Raw genomic sequence first — 18,551 nt, 5'->3', positions numbered from 1 at the left:
TTCCATTCTTGCAGGCAGCCCAATCCGTCGCATGGCGGCAGCCGGCGCGATCGCCGTCGCCATGGCGCTCTCATCGGCACCAGCATCAGCGCTGATCGTGTTCGATCCCAGGAACTATGCCGAAAACCTACTTTCTGCATCGCGTGCCCTGGAGCAGATCCACAACCAGATCACCTCGCTGCAAAACGAAGCGCAGATGCTGATCAATCAGGCGAAGAATCTCACGTCGCTGCCGACCTCGCTGCTTGGGCAGATAGAGGGCAACTTTTCCGAGATGAGAGCCCTGCTCGGCGAGGCCGAGAAGCTAGCCTATAGCGTCCAGGACATCGAGAGCCAGTTTACGTCGACTTACAAGAACTTCGGTTCGGAACTCTCCAGCCAGCAGCTTGTCGAGGGCGCGCGTCAGCGCTGGCAGACCTCGGTGTCTGCCTTTGAGCATTCGCTGAAAACCGGTGCCGTCGCAGTCGACAACATCGCGGGGACACAGGAGCAGACGAGTTCGCTGGTCAGCGCCAGCCAGTCGGCTGTCGGCGTGCTGCAGGCGATGCAGGCCGGCAATCAACTCCTTGCCGTTCAGGCCAAGCAAGTTGCCCATCTCACCGCGATGCTGGCGGCACAAGGAAGAGCCGAGGCCCTTGAGCAAGCGAGGAGGGCTGCCGCCCAGGAGCAGGCACGGGAACAGTTCAGCCGCTTCATGACGGGCAGCAGCTACAGCCCGTCATCCGTAAAAATGTTCCACGACTGATGCGAAGACCGCATGGATCTCAAGATCGTCGCCCGGATGACAGCCGTTCTCGCCCTTGGCGCCGCCATGACCGCCGCCTTCATGGCGCTGCGCGGCGACGGCTCGCAGGACGCGTCCTCCCCGCGCCCAGCACATCCGGGCGGCGAGCCGGCAAGGGTCGAGCTTGCCCGATGCCGGGATATTGGCATGGCGGCGATTGATGACGACGCCTGCAGGAAAGCCTGGGCTGAAAGCCGCCGACGCTTCCTAAGGCCATCCCGCCCGATCGTGCCAAACGCGGCTCCGTCGATCGAAGAGGACACGAGCCGCCTGCCGCCGCTCCAACCGCCAACGCCGTCCCCGGCGGAAGACCGGCTTTATCCGGAAACGGTGGCGCCATGAACGACACCGGCGTCATCGACCGCTTCCTCGAGACTTTCACTCGCTACATCGATTCCGGATTTGGTCTGCTCGGTGGGGAAGTTGCATTTCTCACTTCGACCCTGATTGTCATCGACATCACACTGGCCGGCCTGTTCTGGGCTTGGGGGGCTGACGAGGACGTGCTGCATCGGCTGGTGAAGAAGACGCTCTATATCGGCTTCTTCGCCTTCGTCATCGGCAACTTCAACCGTCTCGCGGGCATCGTCTTCGAGAGCTTCTCCGGGCTCGGCCTGAAGGCCGGAGGCTCGGCACTTTCAGGCTCGGCATTGCTGCAGCCGGGCCGCGTCGCGCAAGTCGGCATCGATGCCGGCAATCCGATCCTCGAGGCCGCCAGCCAGCTGATGGGCTACGTCTCGTTCTTCGAGAATTTCGTCCAGATCATAGTGCTTATGATCGCCTGGGCGATCGTGCTGATTGCGTTCTTTCTTCTGGCCGTCCAGATCTTCGTCACTCTGGTCGAATTCAAGCTGACGACGCTTGCCGGGTTTGTGCTGATCCCCTTTGCGCTGTTGAACCGGACCGCCTTCCTTGCCGAAAAAGTGCTCGGCAACATCGTTGCCTCCGGCGTGAAGATCCTGGTCCTTGCCGTCATCGTCGGCATCGGCTCGGGCCTGTTCGGCGAGTTCACTCAAGGGTTCGGCGCCGAACAGCCCACAATCATGGATGCGCTGTCGCTTGTCCTCGGCGCCCTGTCGCTGATGGGGCTGTCGATCTTCGGTCCCGGCATTGCGACGGGGCTGGTCTCCGGTGCCCCGCAACTGGGCGCAGGTGCCGCTGTTGGCACGAGCCTCGTCGCTGGCGGCCTTGGCGCGGCCGGCGCTATGGGTGCCCACGCCGCAATAGCCGGTGCTGCAGGCGCACTCGGTGCCGGTGGGCGCATGTCGGCAGCAGCCGCACGCGGCGGCGCACACCTGGCCGGCAGCACTTCGGCCGCCTGGGAACTTGGCGCAGCGGCATCTGGAAGAGGCGGTGCAGGCTCGGTCGCCGCCGGCATGGCGGGGGTCGCAAAGGCTGGTGCCAGCGCTGCCGTTCGACCGGTGAGGCAGGCCATGTCGCGTGCTGCGTCGGCCCTGTCCGACAGCTATGAGGCCGGGCGCTTTGCGGCTTGGACTGCGGCGAGTGGAGAGCACTCGTCGGGCACGGCTTCCTCCGGTGACAGGCCAACCACCGAGGCCAGTACCGACTCTCCGCCCGCATGGGCAAAACGCATGAAGCGTAGCCAGGCCATGAGCCATGGCGCCAGCGTCGCCGCCCATTCGGTCCACTCGAGCCACGATGGCGGCGGCTCGATGAATGTTTCCCTCGATCAGGACGACCGCCGATGACCCCCTTTAGACGCCCTTTCGTTCGTTACGCGAAAACGCCTCACCCTGAGACGCCATATCAGCGTGCAGCCCAGATTTGGGACGAGCGCATCGGCTCGGCTCGCGTCCAGGCGAAGAACTGGCGGCTGATGGCCTTCAGCTCGCTCGTCCTGGCGGGCGGTTTTGCGTCCGCATTGGTCTGGCAATCGACACGCGGCTCGGTTGTTCCCTGGGTGGTTCAGGTCGACAAGTTTGGCGAGGCGCAGCTTGTCGGCCCGGCCGTTGCCGACTATCGGCCGACGGATCCCCAGATCGCCTGGCATCTGGCCCGCTTCATCGAACAGGTCAGAAGCATTCCTGCCGACCCGGTCATCGTCCGCCAAAATTGGCTGCGCGCCTACGATTACACCACGGACAGAGGCGCGACTTCCCTCAACGATTACGCTCGCTCGAGTGATCCTTTTGCCAAACTGGGCAAACTCCAGATCGCGATCGAGGTTTCCAGCGTCATCCGTGCTTCGCCCGATTCCTTCCGCGTCGCCTGGATCGAGCGCCGCTACGAGAACGGCAACCTGGCCGGCACCGAGCGCTGGACGGCAATCCTCACAATCGTGATTCGGCAACCCCGCGACGCCGATCGGCTGAAAGCCAATCCGCTCGGCGTCTATGTCAACGCCATCAACTGGTCGAAGGAGCTTTCATGATGCATGCGGCACGAGCAAGAAGATCCGCGAGACCGGCCATGCGCAATCGGCCCAAGGCACGCATGCTTGTCCTGGTACTGCTGTCGGCAACGGCGCTCGCCGGCTGTGCTTCGAAGAAATACATTCCGCCGCAAATCGCCTACGATGATGCGGTGCCTGCCGTGCCCAGGGTCGACCCGCCCGGTCCGGTCAAGGTGGTGGAAGTGCCGAAAACGCTTCCGCTGCCGGGTCAGCTGAAACCGGTCGAGGCCGGGAAGGTGAAGCCGGAGCCCACCGATCCGAAGCAGCGGATCAGCCAGGCGAATGAGGCAGCAAGGATGCAGCCGGTTCGCGACGGTTTCGTCAATGCCATCCAGCTTTATCCCTGGAGTGAGGGCGCGCTCTACCAGATCTATACCGCGCCCGGCCAGGTCACCGACATCGCCCTGCAGCCCGGCGAGCAACTTATCGGCGCCGGGCCTGTTGCCGCCGGCGACACGGTGCGCTGGATCATCGGCGACACACAAAGCGGGGCAGGAGAGCGCCAGCAGGTCCATATTCTTGTGAAGCCGACACGGCCAGATCTCCAGACCAATCTGGTCATCAACAGCGACCGCCGCACGTATCATCTCGAGCTGCGCTCGACCGAAAAGACCTACATGGCTTCCGTCTCTTGGCAGTATCCGCAGGACCAGCTGATTGCGCTGCGGCGCCAGAACGCGCAGGCTTCCGCCGCACAGCCGGTCGCCTCCGGCGTCGACATCCAGAAGCTGAATTTCCGCTATCGTATCGAAGGCGACACGGCGCCCTGGCGGCCGCTTCGCGCCTTCGACGACGGTGCAAAAGTCTACATCGAGTTCCCGTCAGGAATCGGGCAGGGCGAAATGCCGCCGCTCTTTGTCATCGGCCCATCGGGCGGCTCGGAACTGGTCAACTACCGTGCTCGCCAGAACTACTACGTCGTTGATCGGCTGTTTGCCGCCGCTGAATTGAGGCTCGGCGACAAAACAAGCGAAAAGCGCGTCCGCATCGTGCGCACGGACGGCAAACGATCCTCGCCTGGCACGAGGCTGTTCCGATGAGCGACCCTGCAAATGCACCCAACCAGGACATTCGAGCGGAACTGCGCCTGCGGCCCGAACCGGCCAGGGTCACGCGATTGTCGCGCAAGGTGCTGATAGGCGCTGGTGGAGTTGCCAGCGCTGCGATCCTCGGCACGTCGATTTGGGCGCTCGACACCGGACGGCGCGGAACCGAACAGCCGCCCGAGCTCTTCACCACCGAAAACCGCTCAACGGCCGACGGGCTACAGAAGCTGCCGAAGGACTATGCCGGTGTTCCGCAACTCGGCCCCGCGCTGCCTGGCGATTTGGGTCGGCCGATCTTGCGTGCCCAGGAGCGCGGCATGCCGGTTGGGGCGTCCAACATCAGTGGACCGCGCGCCGATCCGGAGGAGCAGCGCCGACTGGCCGAGATCGAGGCCGCACGAGTGGCGAAGCTCTTCACCGATACGAACACGCCAGCTGGTCCCGCACGACAGGATGCTGGCAGCAGAGTTATTGAACCGGACCCCCAATCTGGTCTGACTCTGCCCTCAGGGCCGCCACCGATCGATCCTGGAGCCGCGCAAAACATGCAGGATCGCAAGCTCGCCTTCGTCAATGCCGAGCCAGACCGCCGCACCGTCAGTCCCAATCGGCTCGCCGAGAAGGCCTCGCCCTATGTGGTGCAAGCCGGTACCGTCATACCGGCGGCCCTTATCACCAGCATCCGCTCCGACTTGCCCGGCGAGATCACCGCTCAGGTGACCGAAAATGTCTACGACAGCCCGACAGGATCCCATCTCCTGATCCCGCAGGGTGCGAGGCTGATCGGCCAGTACGACAGCCACGTTGCCTTCGGCCAGTCGCGCGTGCTGCTGGTGTGGAATCGGTTGATCATGCCTGACGGCACCTCGATCGTGCTGGAGCGCCAGCAGGGCGCAGACGCGCAAGGATTTTCCGGACTTGAAGACGAGGTTGACCATCATTGGGGCCAGATGTTCCGTGCCGCAGCACTCTCGACATTGTTGGGCATTGGGACATCGCTTGGGTCCAGCGACGATGAAAGCGAAATCGCCAAGGCCATCCGCGAAAGCACGCAGGATTCGGCCTCCGATATTGGCCAGCAGCTCGTGCGCAATCAGCTCAACGTCCAGCCGACGCTCACCGTGCGGCCCGGTTTCCCGGTTCGCGTGATTGTCAATCGCGACCTTGTTCTTGTGCCTTACGACACGCCGAAGGATCCATCATGACCAAGCTGAAACTTTCCGCCATTCCCGATGACCGTCCGGTCAAGATCACGGTCGAACTGCCTGGCACCGTTCATCGCGACCTTGTCGCTTATGCCGATGTGCTTGGCCGTGAAAGCGGCCAGGCAATCGCAGATCCGGCAAAGCTGATCGCGCCGATGCTGGCACGATTCATGGCAACGGACAGGGCGTTTGGCCGAATGCGTTCCCACACGAAGTCAGGGTAGTCAAAGGCAGCGATCGGCCTGATGGTTGTCGGCTCGGCCTGAAGGGTCCGCACTGAGGGCCACCCGCATCTGGTCAAGATCAGCGTTGCTGTCCGGGTGGAGGTCAAGATTGCATCGAACACTGTAAGACCTGGCAGAGCTACAGCAGAACAGCGGACCGACGGACCTGTAGGTGGCCTAATCGTCAGAGAACCGTCGACCTCACCATGGCGCCGAGCGTGGGACGAGAGGGTCTTTTGAGCCCCCGTGACGGGATGAATGCCACAGCTATCCCATCATGCTTCGCCAAGCAGCGTCCGGCCTAGGTCCTGCACGGGCATCGCTTCGACGCCATGCTGGAGCGGAAACCGCTCCGATCCGGGAAAGACGACGATGCGCCGTGCCGGAGCAAGATCCTCGCAGGCCTGATGAAAACCCTTTTCCACCTTCGGCGTCAGGCTGCGCTTGACCTCGATAGCCCAGAGGCGTTGGCCCGGCAACGTGAGCAGCAGGTCGATCTCCGCGCCTGCGGTTGTTCGATAGAAATTGCTCAGCGTGCCGGCGGGGCGGCGGCGGTCAGGGGTTTCGATCACAAAGCCTTCCCAGGAGGCGCCGGCCACTGGATGCCCAAGCACGTCTTCCTGCGTGGCGAGACCAAGCAGTGCATGGGTGATGCCGCTGTCGGGGACATAGACGCGCGGAGATTTAACCAAGCGCTTGCCGATGTTGACATGCCAGGGTTCCAGCCGGCGAACCAGCAGGAGATCAGGAGCAGGTCGAGATAGGACGCAACTGTCTTGCCGCCGACGCCAAGTGCGCGCGCGAACTCGGCAGCGTTGAGCAGGCCGGCTTGGTGGTGCGCCAGCATAGTCCAGAAGCGGCGCAGCGTCTCGGCCGGGATGCGCGGACCGAGGAGGGGGATGTCGCGTTCCAGATAGGTGCGGATGAAATCCAGCCGCCATCGCTGGCTGGCGCGGTCACTCGCGGCCAGAAAGCTGTCGGGGAAGCCGCCGCGTACCCATAGCGGCCCAAGGTCGGCAGCGCCGACCTCGAGACCGTCGATCGGATGCATTTCGAGATAGGCAATGCGGCCGGCAAGGGTCTCGCCGGACTGCCTCATGAGATCGATCGACGCCGAACCTAAGAGCAGGAAGCGGCCGGCTTTGCGGCCGCCACGCCGACCGCGGTCGATCAGCCCGCGTAGGTTCTGGAACAGGTTCGTAGCCGGTGGACCTCGTCCAGGATAACCAGCTTGTCCTGATGCTCGGCCAGGTAAAGCTCCGGCTCGGCAAGCCGGGCGCGGTCAGCATCCGATTCGAGGTCGAGATAGATGGAAGGACGCCGTTCGGCTATCTCCAGCGCCACGTTTGTCTTGCCGACCTGACGCGGCCCGAGCAGCGCCACGGCGGGCATGCTGTCCAGCATCTCGGTCAGTTCTGTGCTGATGCGGCGTTCGATCATCCTTGCAGTTATGGAGTACAATTCCAGTTTTGCAAGGAAGAATCGCGGCAGGCTGTGCGAGGCGGTCGGCAGAGGAAGCGGCGTTAAAGCGCCGACGCCTTGGTGAGATTGGCCCCGAACCGCTCCAAACCGATGCTGATATGGTTCATGACAACAACAGAGCGTCGCTAGGCTCCAACGCACTCTGAGACGGGGTGACCGTTCGGGTCATGCCGGTCGGATGGACTGTCAGGACGAATACCGATCGCGCAGGAAAGAGATGAAGGTCGGCAGGGCAGGATTGGCGTTGTCGGGGCGCCAACGGGCTAAACTGGAGATCTGGATTGGTTTGCCCCCGATCCGCAGCTTACGACAGACCGCATCCGGAGGAACACTGTCGGCATCTCGGTCGTGGATCAGAGCGACGCCAAGCCCGTTTCCGACAAGGCGCAAAAGGATGCCCGCACTGACGTGATGTTCGACGATTGGAGGAAGCTGCACCCCGCGTCCAACAGCGTCGGCGAGCTGAAATGCTTCGCCCCTGCGCACCAGTAACGTTTCCTGGTGCAACTCGTGCCACTCGATCACGGAGCGGCTGGCGAGAGAATGATTTGAGGCAAGAACGACAGCCAGAGTGTCTTTCCATAACGTCAATTCGAACGCGCCGCCGGTAAACCGGGAGGAGGAGGTCACGACCAGGTCGACCTGGGTGGCACCCAGAGCAGCCTCAGGCGAAGGATAAGGACTCTCTGTCAAGCTGACGGTCACATTGGGATGAGATTGCCCGAACTCGATGATTGCATCCAGGGCTCGCCCGGCAAGAATGATCCCATTGGAGCCGATGGAAAGCTTTTGTTGGTCATCTCTGGTGCCGGACCTGGCCAGCGCGAGCGTGTTGTCGAGCTCGAGCAGCACGGAGCGCAGACGCTCCAGGAACCGCTCGCCGGCCGGGGTTGGGCCGACGCCGCGGGCATGGCGATGAAATATCCTCGTACCCACCGCGTATTCCAGATCGCGGATGCGCCGGCTGAGCGCGGTGTGATCGATCCCTGTACGTCGCGAGGCGCGAAGAAAGCTGCCCTCCTCCGCGACCACAAGTGCATAATTGAGGGTCGCAAGTTGGATGGAGCTCCGCATCTCTGCTCAAAGTGAAGTTGGCGACAAAATGCGTTTGAGCGCTTTTGGCCGCTGCCGGCTATCGCCAAATCTCAGTATTGACACAAGGTGAGCAGTCCAACCCTCCTTAACAAGAACAATAATGAAGACACGGTGCATAGCGCACCGGTTTTGGAACGGTTGTCCGCATGGCCAACCGCGCTCGGCGCTGCTGCTGTGTCTAGTACAGTATTGGGCGCGCCAATTTGTGGTGTCGATCTTGCCCTTATCTTTGCATGATGCGCTTGCCAGTGGCACTACCAAGATTTGGCGAGTGACAGAATGGATCAGTCATACGCATCATCTGCCAATTCCAGGTGAGGAGATGACGTGGTGATGAAGACGGAGATGCCGAGATCCGGCCATCGGACAAGCTCGGACAACATCAACAACGAGACTATTAGGCTGCCTCTGGCGGTAGGAGTCGGACGAGCGCACGCCCATCACGGGGAATTCCTCCAGGGCGTCTTTGAAGGGGAAAACGGAAGGCTTTGTCGCGGACTCGTAACTCTGCCGCTCACGTCGCAAGAGTCGCTAGCGACTTTCTGGCCGCATGAACAAAATGGGATTCGACCGCGGCCTGCAAACCGGACCAAAGCGGCTCGCGCGGCAGCCCTCACGCTCGAGCATATCGGAATGGCTGAAGGAGGCGGAGAGCTTACGATCGAAAGCCCTATTATGATAGGGCATGGCTATGGTTCCTCGACCGCAGACGTCATTGCGGCGATTCGTGCGGTAGCAGCTGCAGCGGGCCTCACGCTGCGCCAATCAACGGTTGCGGGACTGGCGGTGGCCGCCGAAGGGGCAAGCGACGCCATTGCCTACGGCGACCAACCTATCCTGTTCGCCCACCGGGAAGGCCGTACGATCGAACACTTCGGTGGCGAGTTCCCGCCCCTTGTCTTGGTAGGTTTCAGGGACGGCAGTGCCCGGCCGATCGATACGCTAACCATGCCGCGGGCACGCTACGATGGTGAGGAAATCGGGCTGTTCCGTGTTCTGCGCGGGCTGGCGAACCGCTCCATCCGGCAGCAAGATCCCCGCCTGCTTGGACGTGTCGCAACCATCAGCGCCAGTATCAGTCAGAGGCATCTGCCGAAGGCATCCTTCAATACCGTTTTGGATATAGCACGGGCGCATGACGCGTGCGGTGTGCAGGTGGCCCACAGCGGAACATTGATCGGCATCCTTCTGGATGCAGCTGCGCCCAAGGCGGCCATGCGCGCTGCTGAACTCGCTAGGCAGGTGAGTGGCGCAGGCCTCCAAGGCGTCCACACGTTTGCCCTTAATGCCGAAACGGGGCTAATCCAGTGAGCGCGGCGCAAGACTATCTACGCGCCTACGAGACGCCGCGTTTTGCCCAACTCGCACCTAACCTCAACGCCGCCTGCTTTTCCCTCATGAAGCTGATCCCCGCCCGGTTCATGGTCGATCAGGCGGAAGCGTCAGGGCGCCTCAGGCGGGAGGGTCACATCATCGAAACGACATCGGGCACATTCGGCCTCGCCATCGCCATGCTGGCTGCGGCTCGTGGCTATGGGCTTACGCTTGTCACGGCCTCCAGCCTCATCGACCTGAAACTCAGGCGGCGACTGGAACAACTTGGTGCCAAAGTCATGGCCATCGACGATCCTCAAGGAGACGGCAATCAGCGCGGTCGGCTCCAGTATCTTCAGCAGACCCTGCAAGATAGCCCGGGCACGTATTGGCCTCGGCAATACGACAGTCCGGAAAACCGCCTTGCCTACGCGCGCTTGGCCGACCTCATCGTTCGATCATTAGGCCGCATCGATTGCCTCGTCGGCTGCGTGGGCACTGGGGGATCGCTTTGTGGAACCGGAGGCTTCCTTCGTGAGCTCTTTCCTGATCTCAGGATGATTGCTGTCGATACCCACAGAAGCATGCTCTTTGGCCAGCCTGTCGGACGTCGCATGTTGCGCGGGCTCGGCAACAGTGTTTTGCCGGAAAATGTTCGTCATGAGATGATCGACGATATTCATTGGGTGGGCGCATTGCCGGCCTACGCGATGGCGCATGGGCTGTTTCGCGATCACGGGCTCTTCATGGGTCCGACCAGCGGCGCCGCAGCCTTGGTCGGCGCCTGGTTCGCCAGGCAAAATCCGGAAGCCTCCACCGTCGTGATAATGCCAGATGAAGGGCATCGTCATTCCGATACGGTCTACAACCCCGACTGGCTCGCCGGTTTGAAGGATTGGCCAATCTCAATTCCTCTTGAACCAACTGTTCTCACGCAAATTCGTCCGGCCGAAGAGACGGCATGGACGAGATTGCCTTGGGACCGCAGAACTTTAGACGCCATCCTCGCAGGGCTGGACGGCCTGTCCCCTACGCAGTGACAGGTTCGAATTCAGGCTAGGCGATAAACCGACATCGGCCAGGACTCAGACAGGGTGCATAACCCGGTGAAGAAAATCCCTAGTGCGTTCGTGTTTCGGATGTCGAAGGAGCTCCTTGGCCGGGCCTTGCTCGACGATCCGGCCGCCGTCGAGAAAGAGGACGCTATCGGAAACCTCGCGGGCGAACTGAATTTCGTGCGTAACCACGAGCATGGTCATGTTCTCGTCTGCGAGCGCGCGCATAACCTGCAGGACCTCACCGACCGTTTCCGGATCAAGTGCGGAGGTGGGTTCGTCGAAAAGAATGGCCTGTGGGCGCATCGCCAGGGCGCGGGCGATGGCCACGCGCTGCTGTTGGCCGCCCGACAGTGACGCGGGATAAGCATTCGTCTTGTCGGCCAAGCCGACGCGATTGAGCAATGCCATGGCCCGCTCGCGGACCTGGTTCCTATTTTCCTTCAGCACGTAGAGCGGACCTTCCATGACGTTTTCCAGGGCGGTGCGGTGCGGAAACAGGTTGAAGCGTTGGAAAACCATGGAAACGCGGGTGCAGATGGTGTGAACGTGGGGCGAGGCGGCATCCACCACGGTACCGTCGATGCTGATGCGACCGCGCTGATAGGTCTCAAGCCCGTTCACACATCGTAGAAGCGTCGATTTGCCGGAACCCGAGGGCCCGATCAAACATACGACCTGTCCCTTGGCGATCTCGGCGTTGATTCCCTTAAGGACTTCATGGGCGCCGAAGGACTTGTGCACGTCCTCGAAGGTGATCATCCCGCCGCCCCAAGATAGCTCTCGACTCTGCGCATAAACAGATTCAGCGGAACCGTCAGGCACAGGTAGAGCAGTGCCACCAAGGTAAACACGGTCATGTTGTCGAATGTGGACGACGCAAGCATCTTACCCTGCATGGTCAACTCCTGAACCGAAATCACCGACACAAGCGAGGAGTCCTTCAGCAGCATGATCATGTTGTTGGCGTAAGGCGGCAGGATAATCTTGACCGCCTGCGGCAGCACGACGCGGCGCATCATCAACGCACGCTTCATCCCGATCGATTTTGCCGCTTCGACCTGACCCTTGTCGACCGCCTCGATGCCCGCCCGGAAGGTTTCCCCGAGATAGCAGGAGTGAGCAAGGCCGAGCCCGATCGTGCCAGCCTGGAGCGCAGTCAGATTGATGCCGATCTCAGGCGCGACAAAGTAGATATAAAAGAGAACCACCAGCAGTGGTATGCCGCGCACGAAGTCAACAAGGAGCCGCGTCGGCACGCTGAGACAGCGTATCCCCGATGTCCTGAACAGCGCCCAGACAAGGCCGAGCGCCGTCGCAAGGCACAGCGCAAGAAGCGTTATCATGACGGTCAGCCAAACGCCTTGAAGAAGAAGCGGTAGATATTCCGTTGCGTGCGCGATGAACTTGGTCATGGCCGGCTTCCTCTTGGCACGTACCCCGGCCGTCACAGCCGGTCATTCGATGCGATCCTGTGGTCCTGCCAGCCGGCGCTTGTTCTAGGTCAATGCGGGATGGCTTCAGAGGCCATATTTGGCAAATATTCGGCTTAATTCGCCGCTTTCCTTCAGCTTGGCGATGGAGGCATTCACCTTTTCGAGAAGCAGTGGATTTTCCTTGGCAACCGCCAACGCGACTTCGCCTTTTTTCATCGGCCGATAGCCGTCGACGAGGCGAACACCGAGTTCAGGGTTCTTTGAAAGCTGATATGCGACGATCGGGGCGTCACCAAAGCCGGCCTTGATGCGGCCCAGGACCACATCACGCATCATGTCAGCGATTGAGTCGTAGAGCTTGAGTTGACCGAAGACGCCAAGCGCTTCCAGAGCCTCAGCGTAGGTCGAGCCGATCTGCGCCCCGACGGTCTCACCTTTCAGCTCTTCGATCGTGTAATTCTTGCTGTCGCCGGCAGCAACAAACATCGCCTCGCCATAGGCGTAAACCGGCGTGCTGAAATCGATCACCTGCTTGCGCTTGTCGGTTATGAACATGCTGGCGGAAATCAGATTGATTTTGTCGGTCGTCAATGCCGGGATCAGGGCGGGAAAAGCGTTTACCTGAAAGTCGGCGGTGGTACCAAGGTTTGCGGCAATCGCGCTTGCCAGATCGACCATCGCGCCAGTCGGCTTTCGGGTTGCGGTGTCGACAAACGTGAATGGCACCCCGGTTGGCGTGACGCCCACTCTGAGCGTTTCCTCAGCCATCGCCTGAGTTGCCATTGCGATACCGATGGCTGCGAGCCAGCCGATGAGCATTTTGCGAAGCATGAAAATTCCCCTTTCATCATGTTTGAATCGAGGTCCGCTCGCTAAGCGAGTTGATTGCCTCTCGTGGATAGCTTTTGGAAGTCGCAATGCCGTCCAGTGGTGGACGAGATCAGTCGATCAGAAATCGCATCTGTTCATGATCGTCTCTATCTTCCCTTCAGGACATCTTGGTCGCGCGTTGTTCATGAGAGGGCGTGAAATAGTTACAGTCCCCGGTAAGGTGTTTCCACGCGTCGGCAACTGACCAAAACGATTTTTGTGCTTGGTCCGCGCCGGTCGAACGATCCAAATCCTTGAGCCCGCTCGCTGTCACGATGGCAACGACGCTGTCCGACTGCGCGATCGTGCCCTCGCGTCTCAAGGACTCAATAGCTGCAAATGGCGTCACCGAGGCAAGCTCGGCAAACACTCCCTCGCTGGCCGCAAGCTGCCGCTGCAGGTCTATCAGGCCGAAGTTGCCGACCGGCATCGCCATGCCGCCGGATTCACGCAGCGCCTTGAGCGCCTGAAACGTGCTTCGTGTGGTGCCGATCGAGATGGCAAGCGTGTCGAAACCCGCGGGAACCTCGGCGACCAGATCGGCCTTGCCGGCAAGCGCTTTGGCCAAAGATCCGTGCACTTCCGCCGCCAAGAGCCTCGGCAACCGATCGATCTTGCCTTGGCTGAGAAGATCCTTGAATCCCGCCCAGAGCCCGGCAAGCGCGTCGCCATAGCAAACAGGCAAGGCGCACCAGTCCGGCACGGCTCCGTGCATCTGCTCGACGATCTCGTAAGCCAGGGTCTTGTAGCCTTCGATTCCGACCGGATGACTGCCGACCACGGGGCCGTGAAACGGGGATGTCGCAAACCATCCGAGGCGCTCGACACCAGCGGCAAGCAATGGCCAGCGATGGGACTTGTCGGCCAGGGATACGACGCTTGCGCCGTATTTGCGGATCTGCGCCAGCATTGCGCCGGCGGTGCCTGAGAATGTGACAACGACGCATTTCAGGCCCGCCCGTGCGGCATAGGCGGCAAGTGAGGCCCCGGCGTTTCCCGACGAAGCAGTCGCCACCACGCGTGCGCCACTCGAACGTGCCATGGACACCGCCACGGTCGAGAAGCGGTCCTTGTGGGACCACGTAGGGTTTGCGCCCTCGTCCTTGATAAGAAGCCTGGGGACGCCTAGCTGCTTTCCCAGCCTCTCGGCGCTCAGCAGCGGCGTCAGGCCCTCGCCCAGGGAGATTGCATCGCTGAGCCCACAAGGAAGCATGTCGGCATAGCGCCAGAGCGAGGGCAGCGCGGCACCCGCTGCGGAAGCGGCCGATGTGGCTGCGGATGGATCGTAGACGACCTTAAGATTGGCCGGCGCCTCGGCGCAGCATATCGGGCAGCCGCGTGAGTCGATTTTGGTATCGATCCGGAACAAGGCGCCGCATCGAATACAGGAAAAGCCTGCCGCGCGGCTCATGACGGCACCCGGGTGATTGCATCGTTCGTCTGCGTCAGCCGCTCCACTCCGCCCTGGCGAACAACCACCATGTCCTCCACCTGGAGTCCCCAGCGGCCGATTTCGTAGTAGGGGGTCTCCACGCACAGCACCATTCCTTCTTCAAGCACGTCTGTACTGCGCGCCGAGAGCGTTGGCGCATCATAACCATCAAGGCCAATGCCATGGCCGACGTGATCGCGCTCGTACTGGGCAATTCCTTCGCGCTGAACCACGCGCACCACCGTCTCGAAGAGCTGTGCTGCCGGCATGCCGGGCCGGATAATGTCGCAGGCATGCTGAACGCCGCGCAGCAGCGCCTGCTGAAGCCGATGCGCCTGCGGCGGCGGCTCGCCAAGCGTGGCGATGCGGGCAATGTCGGCGCGGTAGTGCCGAAACCGGCCACCTACGTCGAAGCGGATGATTTCTCCAGCACGCAACTTGCGCTCAGACGGCTGGACGTTCATGAGAGCGCTGCGCTCGCCAAAGCCGATGCATCCCAGGACGGGCAGGGCGCCTTCCTCTACCGTCCTGACGTGAAAAGCCCGCGCCAGATCTGCTTCGGTGGCGCCTTCCTTAGCAACGGCGAGTGCTGCTTGAATGGAGTGTTCGGCAATCTGGGCAACTTGGCCGAGCCGTTCGATTTCAGCTGCCGTCTTTACGGCGCGAACCTCGCGAAGCAACGCGGTGGCTGGCAGGAACGACGCATTGGGAAAATGGGCTCTGAGGGTTTCCTGGTATCCTGGCGCGAGCCCCGCCTCGTCTATGCCGATCCGCCCACGGCCGAGCTGGGTTTCTTCCAATGCGGCGATCAAGGCCGCAATGGCATCGCCATGCCTCGGCAGGTCGCGAAGCTCGAGGTGTCGTTCATTCGCGCGGTCACCGGTGGTCGAGGAACCGACATCGGCGTAAAAGTCGCCGTAGCGCCGCACTTTGCTTACCCAGACTTCCTGATCGGCAAGGAGGTCAAGGGTGCTGGTGCTGGCGATGATTTCAGGCGTGCCCTTTTCAGGACCCGGCCACACCACATAGGCCTGCGGGCCACGACGGATCCATTGCGGCAGAGCCCAGAAGCCGCTCATATAGGTCACGTTTTCCGGCGTCGTGGCTATTACGGCATCAAGCCTGGCCGCCGTCATGCATTGTTTCAGGCGGGCCTCGTTAAGCAGCATGGTGGGAATCCCGAGCCTGTTTTGCTTCCGGAAAGCCGAGACCGGCAGAGATGCGCGCCGCAGCCGCCATTACTGCCTCTCCAACGTCGGCGATCTCCACATGCGGCCCCACAGACCGGGGGTAGGCCACACTTATCGCTGCTATGATCATGCCTGATGCATCGCGAAGTGGTGCGCCGACCGCGATCAGCCCGGTAAAGTTCTCGTCAAGGGAGGTTGTGTAGCCGATAGGTTCGGAGGCTCTGATCTGAGCCACGAGTTTGTGCGGGTCCGTGACGGTGCGTACGGCAACCTGCTCCAGCGGACCCCGTCCGAGAATTCCGACAACTGCTTCGCCGCTCAGCTCCATCAGGAGTGCCTTGCCCAAGGCGGTGGAGTGCAAGGGGAACGTTTCGCCGGGTGACGAGCGAATGACGACCGGACTCTTGCTTTGCACGGTCAGGAGATAAATTCCGCGATTGCCCCGTCTGATGCCGAGGAATGCGTTGAAGCAGCCTTCGGCGGCCAGCGCCTGCAGTTCGATTTCTGCCAAGCCAACCAGGCGATCTCTGCCCATGACCTTCCGCGCCAGCGCCAGGACGGAGTGACCGAGCCGGTAGCGCCGCGAGTCTGGCGACTGCTCGACATAGCCCTGCTCTGCCAGGGTATTCAGAATTCGCTGCACGGCGGGAGCACTCTGCTCAAGCCGGCGGGCGAGTTCGCGCACCCCGACTGCTTCGTCCGCTTCCTTGAGGACATTGAGAACCGCAAGGCCACGTTCCAACGAAAGATTTCCTGTCACTAGCGTTCCTTATTTCGGAATGGTGTTCCGTAATATGATGAGAAAAGCAGCAATGGCGGCGTCTGTCAATGACGAATGTTCACTATAGTGTGTCGTCCTAAAGTGTACGCAGCGACGACCATGCCGTCATGGACCTACGGGTGGTTGTCGGCTTGAACGTACAGAGGATTCGGCGCGCACAAGCCCTCTCTCAAGAGGAACTGTCGTTCCGTTCAGGGTTCACGCGCGCCTATCTGAGTGGTCTGGAGGCCGGCCGGCGCAATCCGACACTTCTGTCGCTTGCAAAGCTTGCCACTGCATTGAGCGTCGACCTCGAGGAATTGACCAAGCGGCCAGGCAAGGACGCTCCAGTCGTGACGCCACGCGGCCGACGCAGCAGAAAATCCTGATCCTTCCCTGGCCTCCTGGCCGGTGGATCACGGCGAGTTGCGACGGACGAGCTGCTCCACGTCAACCTGCAAGGCCAACGCCAGTACCTCCAAAGTATCGAGGGTCGGTGAGTTCTCCTCTCGCTCGAGCTTTCCGACATAGTTGCGATCAAGGCCGGCAAGGTCCGCGAGCTGTTCCTGCGACAAGCCGGTACCTTGGCGAAGCAACCTCAGATTGCGGGCAAAAACCGACCTCAGCCTCATGCGGCGAGGCAGTCAGAACGTGCCCTTTAGTGCCACCTACTATAGTAGTCAAACGTCATGCCGCATGTTGCGGTCGGGGCTAACTCATTTATTCTTTCTTTGTCTCAGTACATTGAAGGGGCGTGAAATGCCGGCAGTTCATGGGAGCGTCTTACAGCACCAGTTAACGCAAATCTTTGAAGCAACCGCGCTGATTGATCGTGCAAGCAGCGTCGCCGAAATCATTCGGCAACTGCGCAAGAGCATCGAACGTCACGGCTACGCAGCCTGTCTCGTCACCGAATTGCCACGCCAGGACACCGGATCTCTGGATGGACACATCCTCGTCAACGGTTGGCCGGGGGAATGGTACGACCACTACATGGCTGCCGGGCACTATCGTCATGACCCTTGCGTTGCTTTGTGCCGTGGTGCGATCGGGCCGTTCCTTTGGAGGGACGTCCATCACGGCTTGACGAACGGCAATGCCAGGAAGGTGATGGATGAGGCAAAAGAGTTTGGGCTTTGGGACGGGATCTGCATCCCAATCCAGGCTTCATTTGGCGATCCGGCCTGCGTAACGGTTGCCGGACGCGAAATTGATTTGGCGCCGACGGTGCGCTGCACCGTTCATGCCCTTGCGCGCCATGCCTACTCAGCTGCCGAACGACTCGTTGGCAGCTCGCTCAGGCGGCCGAGACAAAAGCTTTCCCAACGGGAGCGTGAAATCCTGCAGTGGGTCGCGGGAGGGAAGACCGCATGGGAAGTTTCCCGAATACTTGGCATTTCGGAAAACACAGTGACGACCCACCTGCGCAACATCAAGCAAAAGCTCAGCACCGCCAATGTCGTGCACGCCATCGTCGAGGCTTATCGCAGGCGCGAAATCGAACTTTGATCCATCCTCGTATCTGGGTATTTCATGGGCAATCGTCGCGTGATCGGATGGGGTTCCATCTCGAGGAACCGCAATGATTCAGGTCCACGTCGTCGACGCGTTAAACAGCTTTGCCTATCGAGGAGATCTCGACAGTTACTTCCGCCTGCGACATGAAATCTACGTCGATGAACGTGGCTGGCACGAGCTGAGGCGCCCCGACAGTCGCGAGATCGATCTCTTTGATACGCCAAAAGCAATTCATCTGCTCGGCATCCAGCCGGGAAGAGGTGTCGTTGCCGGATCCCGCCTGGTGCCGAGCGTCAGACCGCATCTGATGAGCGAAATTTTTCCACAACTTGCCGACGGTGGCGTTCCGCGCCGAGCCGATATCTATGAGTGGACGAGATTCTTCGTAGCCCGGGATTTTCGCGAGCCCGGCCGACCCTGCCAGGCCGCCGGCGTGATCTACTGCGGAATTCTGGAATTCTGCATTCAAAGCGGCATAAGCAATCTGACGATTGTCTGCGAGGACTACTGGTTCGACCGCCTGGCATCGATCGGCTGGTGCCCAAGGCAGCTTGGACCTTCATTCAAATGCGACGACATGACCATCATCGGCGTGATGGTCGACGTCGGCCCGTCTGCCTTGGCCGCGACGCAACAATTTTATCGCATAACTGACGCAGTGCTTTGGGCCGAAACGCCATTCAAGCGGCTGGCCTGACCGCGGGCCGTCCGCTTTTGAGGCGTCACG

General features: G+C 61.1%; 21 protein-coding genes and 1 pseudogene. 12 read left to right on the top strand and 10 right to left on the bottom strand.

Annotation, left to right across the window (positions count from 1 at the left end; all coding sequences use genetic code 11):
* The first annotated feature begins 31 nt into the window (after positions 1 to 31).
* The 7 genes from trbJ to AC0L2P_RS15880 are packed head-to-tail and all read left to right on the top strand — an operon-like array spanning position 32 to position 5,672.
* Positions 32 to 745, top strand: coding sequence for a P-type conjugative transfer protein TrbJ (gene trbJ, locus AC0L2P_RS15910; RefSeq protein WP_473502279.1), 714 nt, complete (start codon positions 32 to 34; stop codon positions 743 to 745).
* Positions 746 to 757: 12 nt separating this feature from the next.
* Positions 758 to 1,126, top strand: a complete 369-nt coding sequence (gene trbK-alt / locus AC0L2P_RS15905) for a putative entry exclusion protein TrbK-alt (RefSeq protein ID WP_473502278.1) — start codon at positions 758 to 760, stop codon at positions 1,124 to 1,126.
* Positions 1,123 to 2,493, top strand: a complete 1,371-nt coding sequence (gene trbL / locus AC0L2P_RS15900; RefSeq protein ID WP_473502277.1) for a P-type conjugative transfer protein TrbL — start codon at positions 1,123 to 1,125, stop codon at positions 2,491 to 2,493. Before trbK-alt ends, trbL begins: the two co-directional genes overlap by 4 nt.
* Positions 2,490 to 3,176 (top strand): conjugal transfer protein TrbF, encoded by a 687-nt coding sequence (trbF, locus tag AC0L2P_RS15895; RefSeq protein ID WP_473502276.1) that lies wholly within the window; start codon positions 2,490 to 2,492, stop codon positions 3,174 to 3,176. The genes trbL and trbF overlap by 4 nt, the downstream gene beginning before the upstream one ends.
* Before the next feature lie 38 nt (positions 3,177 to 3,214).
* Positions 3,215 to 4,237, top strand: a complete 1,023-nt coding sequence (gene trbG, locus AC0L2P_RS15890; RefSeq protein ID WP_473502275.1) for a P-type conjugative transfer protein TrbG — start codon at positions 3,215 to 3,217, stop codon at positions 4,235 to 4,237.
* Positions 4,234 to 5,448, top strand: coding sequence for a TraB/TrbI/VirB10 family type IV secretion system protein (locus tag AC0L2P_RS15885; RefSeq protein WP_473502274.1), 1,215 nt, complete (start codon positions 4,234 to 4,236; stop codon positions 5,446 to 5,448). Before trbG ends, AC0L2P_RS15885 begins: the two co-directional genes overlap by 4 nt.
* Complete coding sequence (locus AC0L2P_RS15880; protein ID WP_473502273.1) at positions 5,445 to 5,672, top strand: DUF2274 domain-containing protein; 228 nt, start codon at positions 5,445 to 5,447, stop codon at positions 5,670 to 5,672. Before AC0L2P_RS15885 ends, AC0L2P_RS15880 begins: the two co-directional genes overlap by 4 nt.
* A gap of 275 nt (positions 5,673 to 5,947) precedes the next feature.
* On the opposite strand, the gene AC0L2P_RS15875 is transcribed toward AC0L2P_RS15880, so the two are convergent.
* From AC0L2P_RS15875 to AC0L2P_RS15865, 3 genes and pseudogenes are all read right to left on the bottom strand, one after another.
* The gene (locus AC0L2P_RS15875) at positions 5,948 to 6,364 is read right to left on the bottom strand and encodes a DUF4143 domain-containing protein (protein ID WP_473502272.1); all 417 of its coding nucleotides are present in this window, start codon (positions 6,362 to 6,364) and stop codon (positions 5,948 to 5,950) included.
* Positions 6,365 to 6,480: 116 nt separating this feature from the next.
* Positions 6,481 to 7,064: pseudogene (locus AC0L2P_RS15870) on the bottom strand (ATP-binding protein); the annotation flags it as partial.
* 276 nt (positions 7,065 to 7,340) lie between these two features.
* Positions 7,341 to 8,228 (bottom strand): LysR family transcriptional regulator, encoded by an 888-nt coding sequence (locus AC0L2P_RS15865; protein WP_473502271.1) that lies wholly within the window; start codon positions 8,226 to 8,228, stop codon positions 7,341 to 7,343.
* Positions 8,229 to 8,882: 654 nt separating this feature from the next.
* On the opposite strand from AC0L2P_RS15865, the gene AC0L2P_RS15860 reads away from it, so the two are divergent.
* Positions 8,883 to 9,560 (top strand): GHMP family kinase ATP-binding protein, encoded by a 678-nt coding sequence (locus AC0L2P_RS15860; protein ID WP_473502270.1) that lies wholly within the window; start codon positions 8,883 to 8,885, stop codon positions 9,558 to 9,560.
* The gene (locus AC0L2P_RS15855; protein WP_473502269.1) at positions 9,557 to 10,603 is read left to right on the top strand and encodes a cysteine synthase family protein; all 1,047 of its coding nucleotides are present in this window, start codon (positions 9,557 to 9,559) and stop codon (positions 10,601 to 10,603) included. The genes AC0L2P_RS15860 and AC0L2P_RS15855 overlap by 4 nt, the downstream gene beginning before the upstream one ends.
* 45 nt (positions 10,604 to 10,648) lie before the next feature.
* Here AC0L2P_RS15855 and AC0L2P_RS15850 read toward each other — a convergent pair whose 3' ends face one another.
* The 6 genes from AC0L2P_RS15850 to AC0L2P_RS15825 all read right to left on the bottom strand — a co-directional run bounded on the left by AC0L2P_RS15850 (position 10,649) and on the right by AC0L2P_RS15825 (position 16,288).
* Positions 10,649 to 11,380 (bottom strand): amino acid ABC transporter ATP-binding protein, encoded by a 732-nt coding sequence (locus tag AC0L2P_RS15850; RefSeq protein WP_473502268.1) that lies wholly within the window; start codon positions 11,378 to 11,380, stop codon positions 10,649 to 10,651.
* Entirely contained in the window at positions 11,377 to 12,033 is a 657-nt protein-coding gene (locus AC0L2P_RS15845; RefSeq protein ID WP_473502267.1) for an amino acid ABC transporter permease, read from the bottom strand. The genes AC0L2P_RS15850 and AC0L2P_RS15845 overlap by 4 nt, the downstream gene beginning before the upstream one ends.
* 105 nt (positions 12,034 to 12,138) lie before the next feature.
* Positions 12,139 to 12,873 carry a substrate-binding periplasmic protein gene (locus AC0L2P_RS15840; RefSeq protein ID WP_473502266.1) on the bottom strand — a complete coding sequence of 245 codons (735 nt, stop codon included), beginning with the start codon at positions 12,871 to 12,873 and terminating at the stop codon, positions 12,139 to 12,141.
* Between the two features lie 169 nt (positions 12,874 to 13,042).
* Positions 13,043 to 14,137 carry a threonine synthase gene (locus AC0L2P_RS15835; protein WP_473502388.1) on the bottom strand — a complete coding sequence of 365 codons (1,095 nt, stop codon included), beginning with the start codon at positions 14,135 to 14,137 and terminating at the stop codon, positions 13,043 to 13,045.
* Between the two features lie 194 nt (positions 14,138 to 14,331).
* Positions 14,332 to 15,525 (bottom strand): M24 family metallopeptidase, encoded by a 1,194-nt coding sequence (locus tag AC0L2P_RS15830; protein WP_473502265.1) that lies wholly within the window; start codon positions 15,523 to 15,525, stop codon positions 14,332 to 14,334.
* On the bottom strand, positions 15,515 to 16,288 hold the full coding sequence (locus AC0L2P_RS15825) for an IclR family transcriptional regulator (protein WP_473502264.1): 774 nt from the start codon (positions 16,286 to 16,288) through the stop codon (positions 15,515 to 15,517). The genes AC0L2P_RS15830 and AC0L2P_RS15825 overlap by 11 nt, the downstream gene beginning before the upstream one ends.
* 170 nt (positions 16,289 to 16,458) lie before the next feature.
* Here AC0L2P_RS15825 and AC0L2P_RS15820 point away from each other — a divergent pair, with 170 nt between their 5' ends.
* Positions 16,459 to 16,695 (top strand): helix-turn-helix domain-containing protein, encoded by a 237-nt coding sequence (locus AC0L2P_RS15820; protein WP_473502262.1) that lies wholly within the window; start codon positions 16,459 to 16,461, stop codon positions 16,693 to 16,695.
* 27 nt (positions 16,696 to 16,722) lie between these two features.
* On the opposite strand, the gene AC0L2P_RS15815 is transcribed toward AC0L2P_RS15820, so the two are convergent.
* Positions 16,723 to 16,938 (bottom strand): helix-turn-helix domain-containing protein, encoded by a 216-nt coding sequence (locus tag AC0L2P_RS15815; RefSeq protein WP_352595442.1) that lies wholly within the window; start codon positions 16,936 to 16,938, stop codon positions 16,723 to 16,725.
* A gap of 127 nt (positions 16,939 to 17,065) precedes the next feature.
* On the opposite strand from AC0L2P_RS15815, the gene AC0L2P_RS15810 reads away from it, so the two are divergent.
* The gene (locus tag AC0L2P_RS15810; protein ID WP_473502261.1) at positions 17,066 to 17,815 is read left to right on the top strand and encodes an autoinducer binding domain-containing protein; all 750 of its coding nucleotides are present in this window, start codon (positions 17,066 to 17,068) and stop codon (positions 17,813 to 17,815) included.
* Between the two features lie 73 nt (positions 17,816 to 17,888).
* Positions 17,889 to 18,521: an acyl-homoserine-lactone synthase gene (locus AC0L2P_RS15805; protein ID WP_473502260.1), complete on the top strand. Its 633-nt coding sequence runs from the start codon at positions 17,889 to 17,891 to the stop codon at positions 18,519 to 18,521.
* Positions 18,522 to 18,551 lie beyond the last annotated feature (30 nt).

This window comes from Mesorhizobium sp. WSM4836 (assembly GCF_055811815.1).
This window is presented reverse-complemented; position numbering and strand designations above follow the sequence as displayed.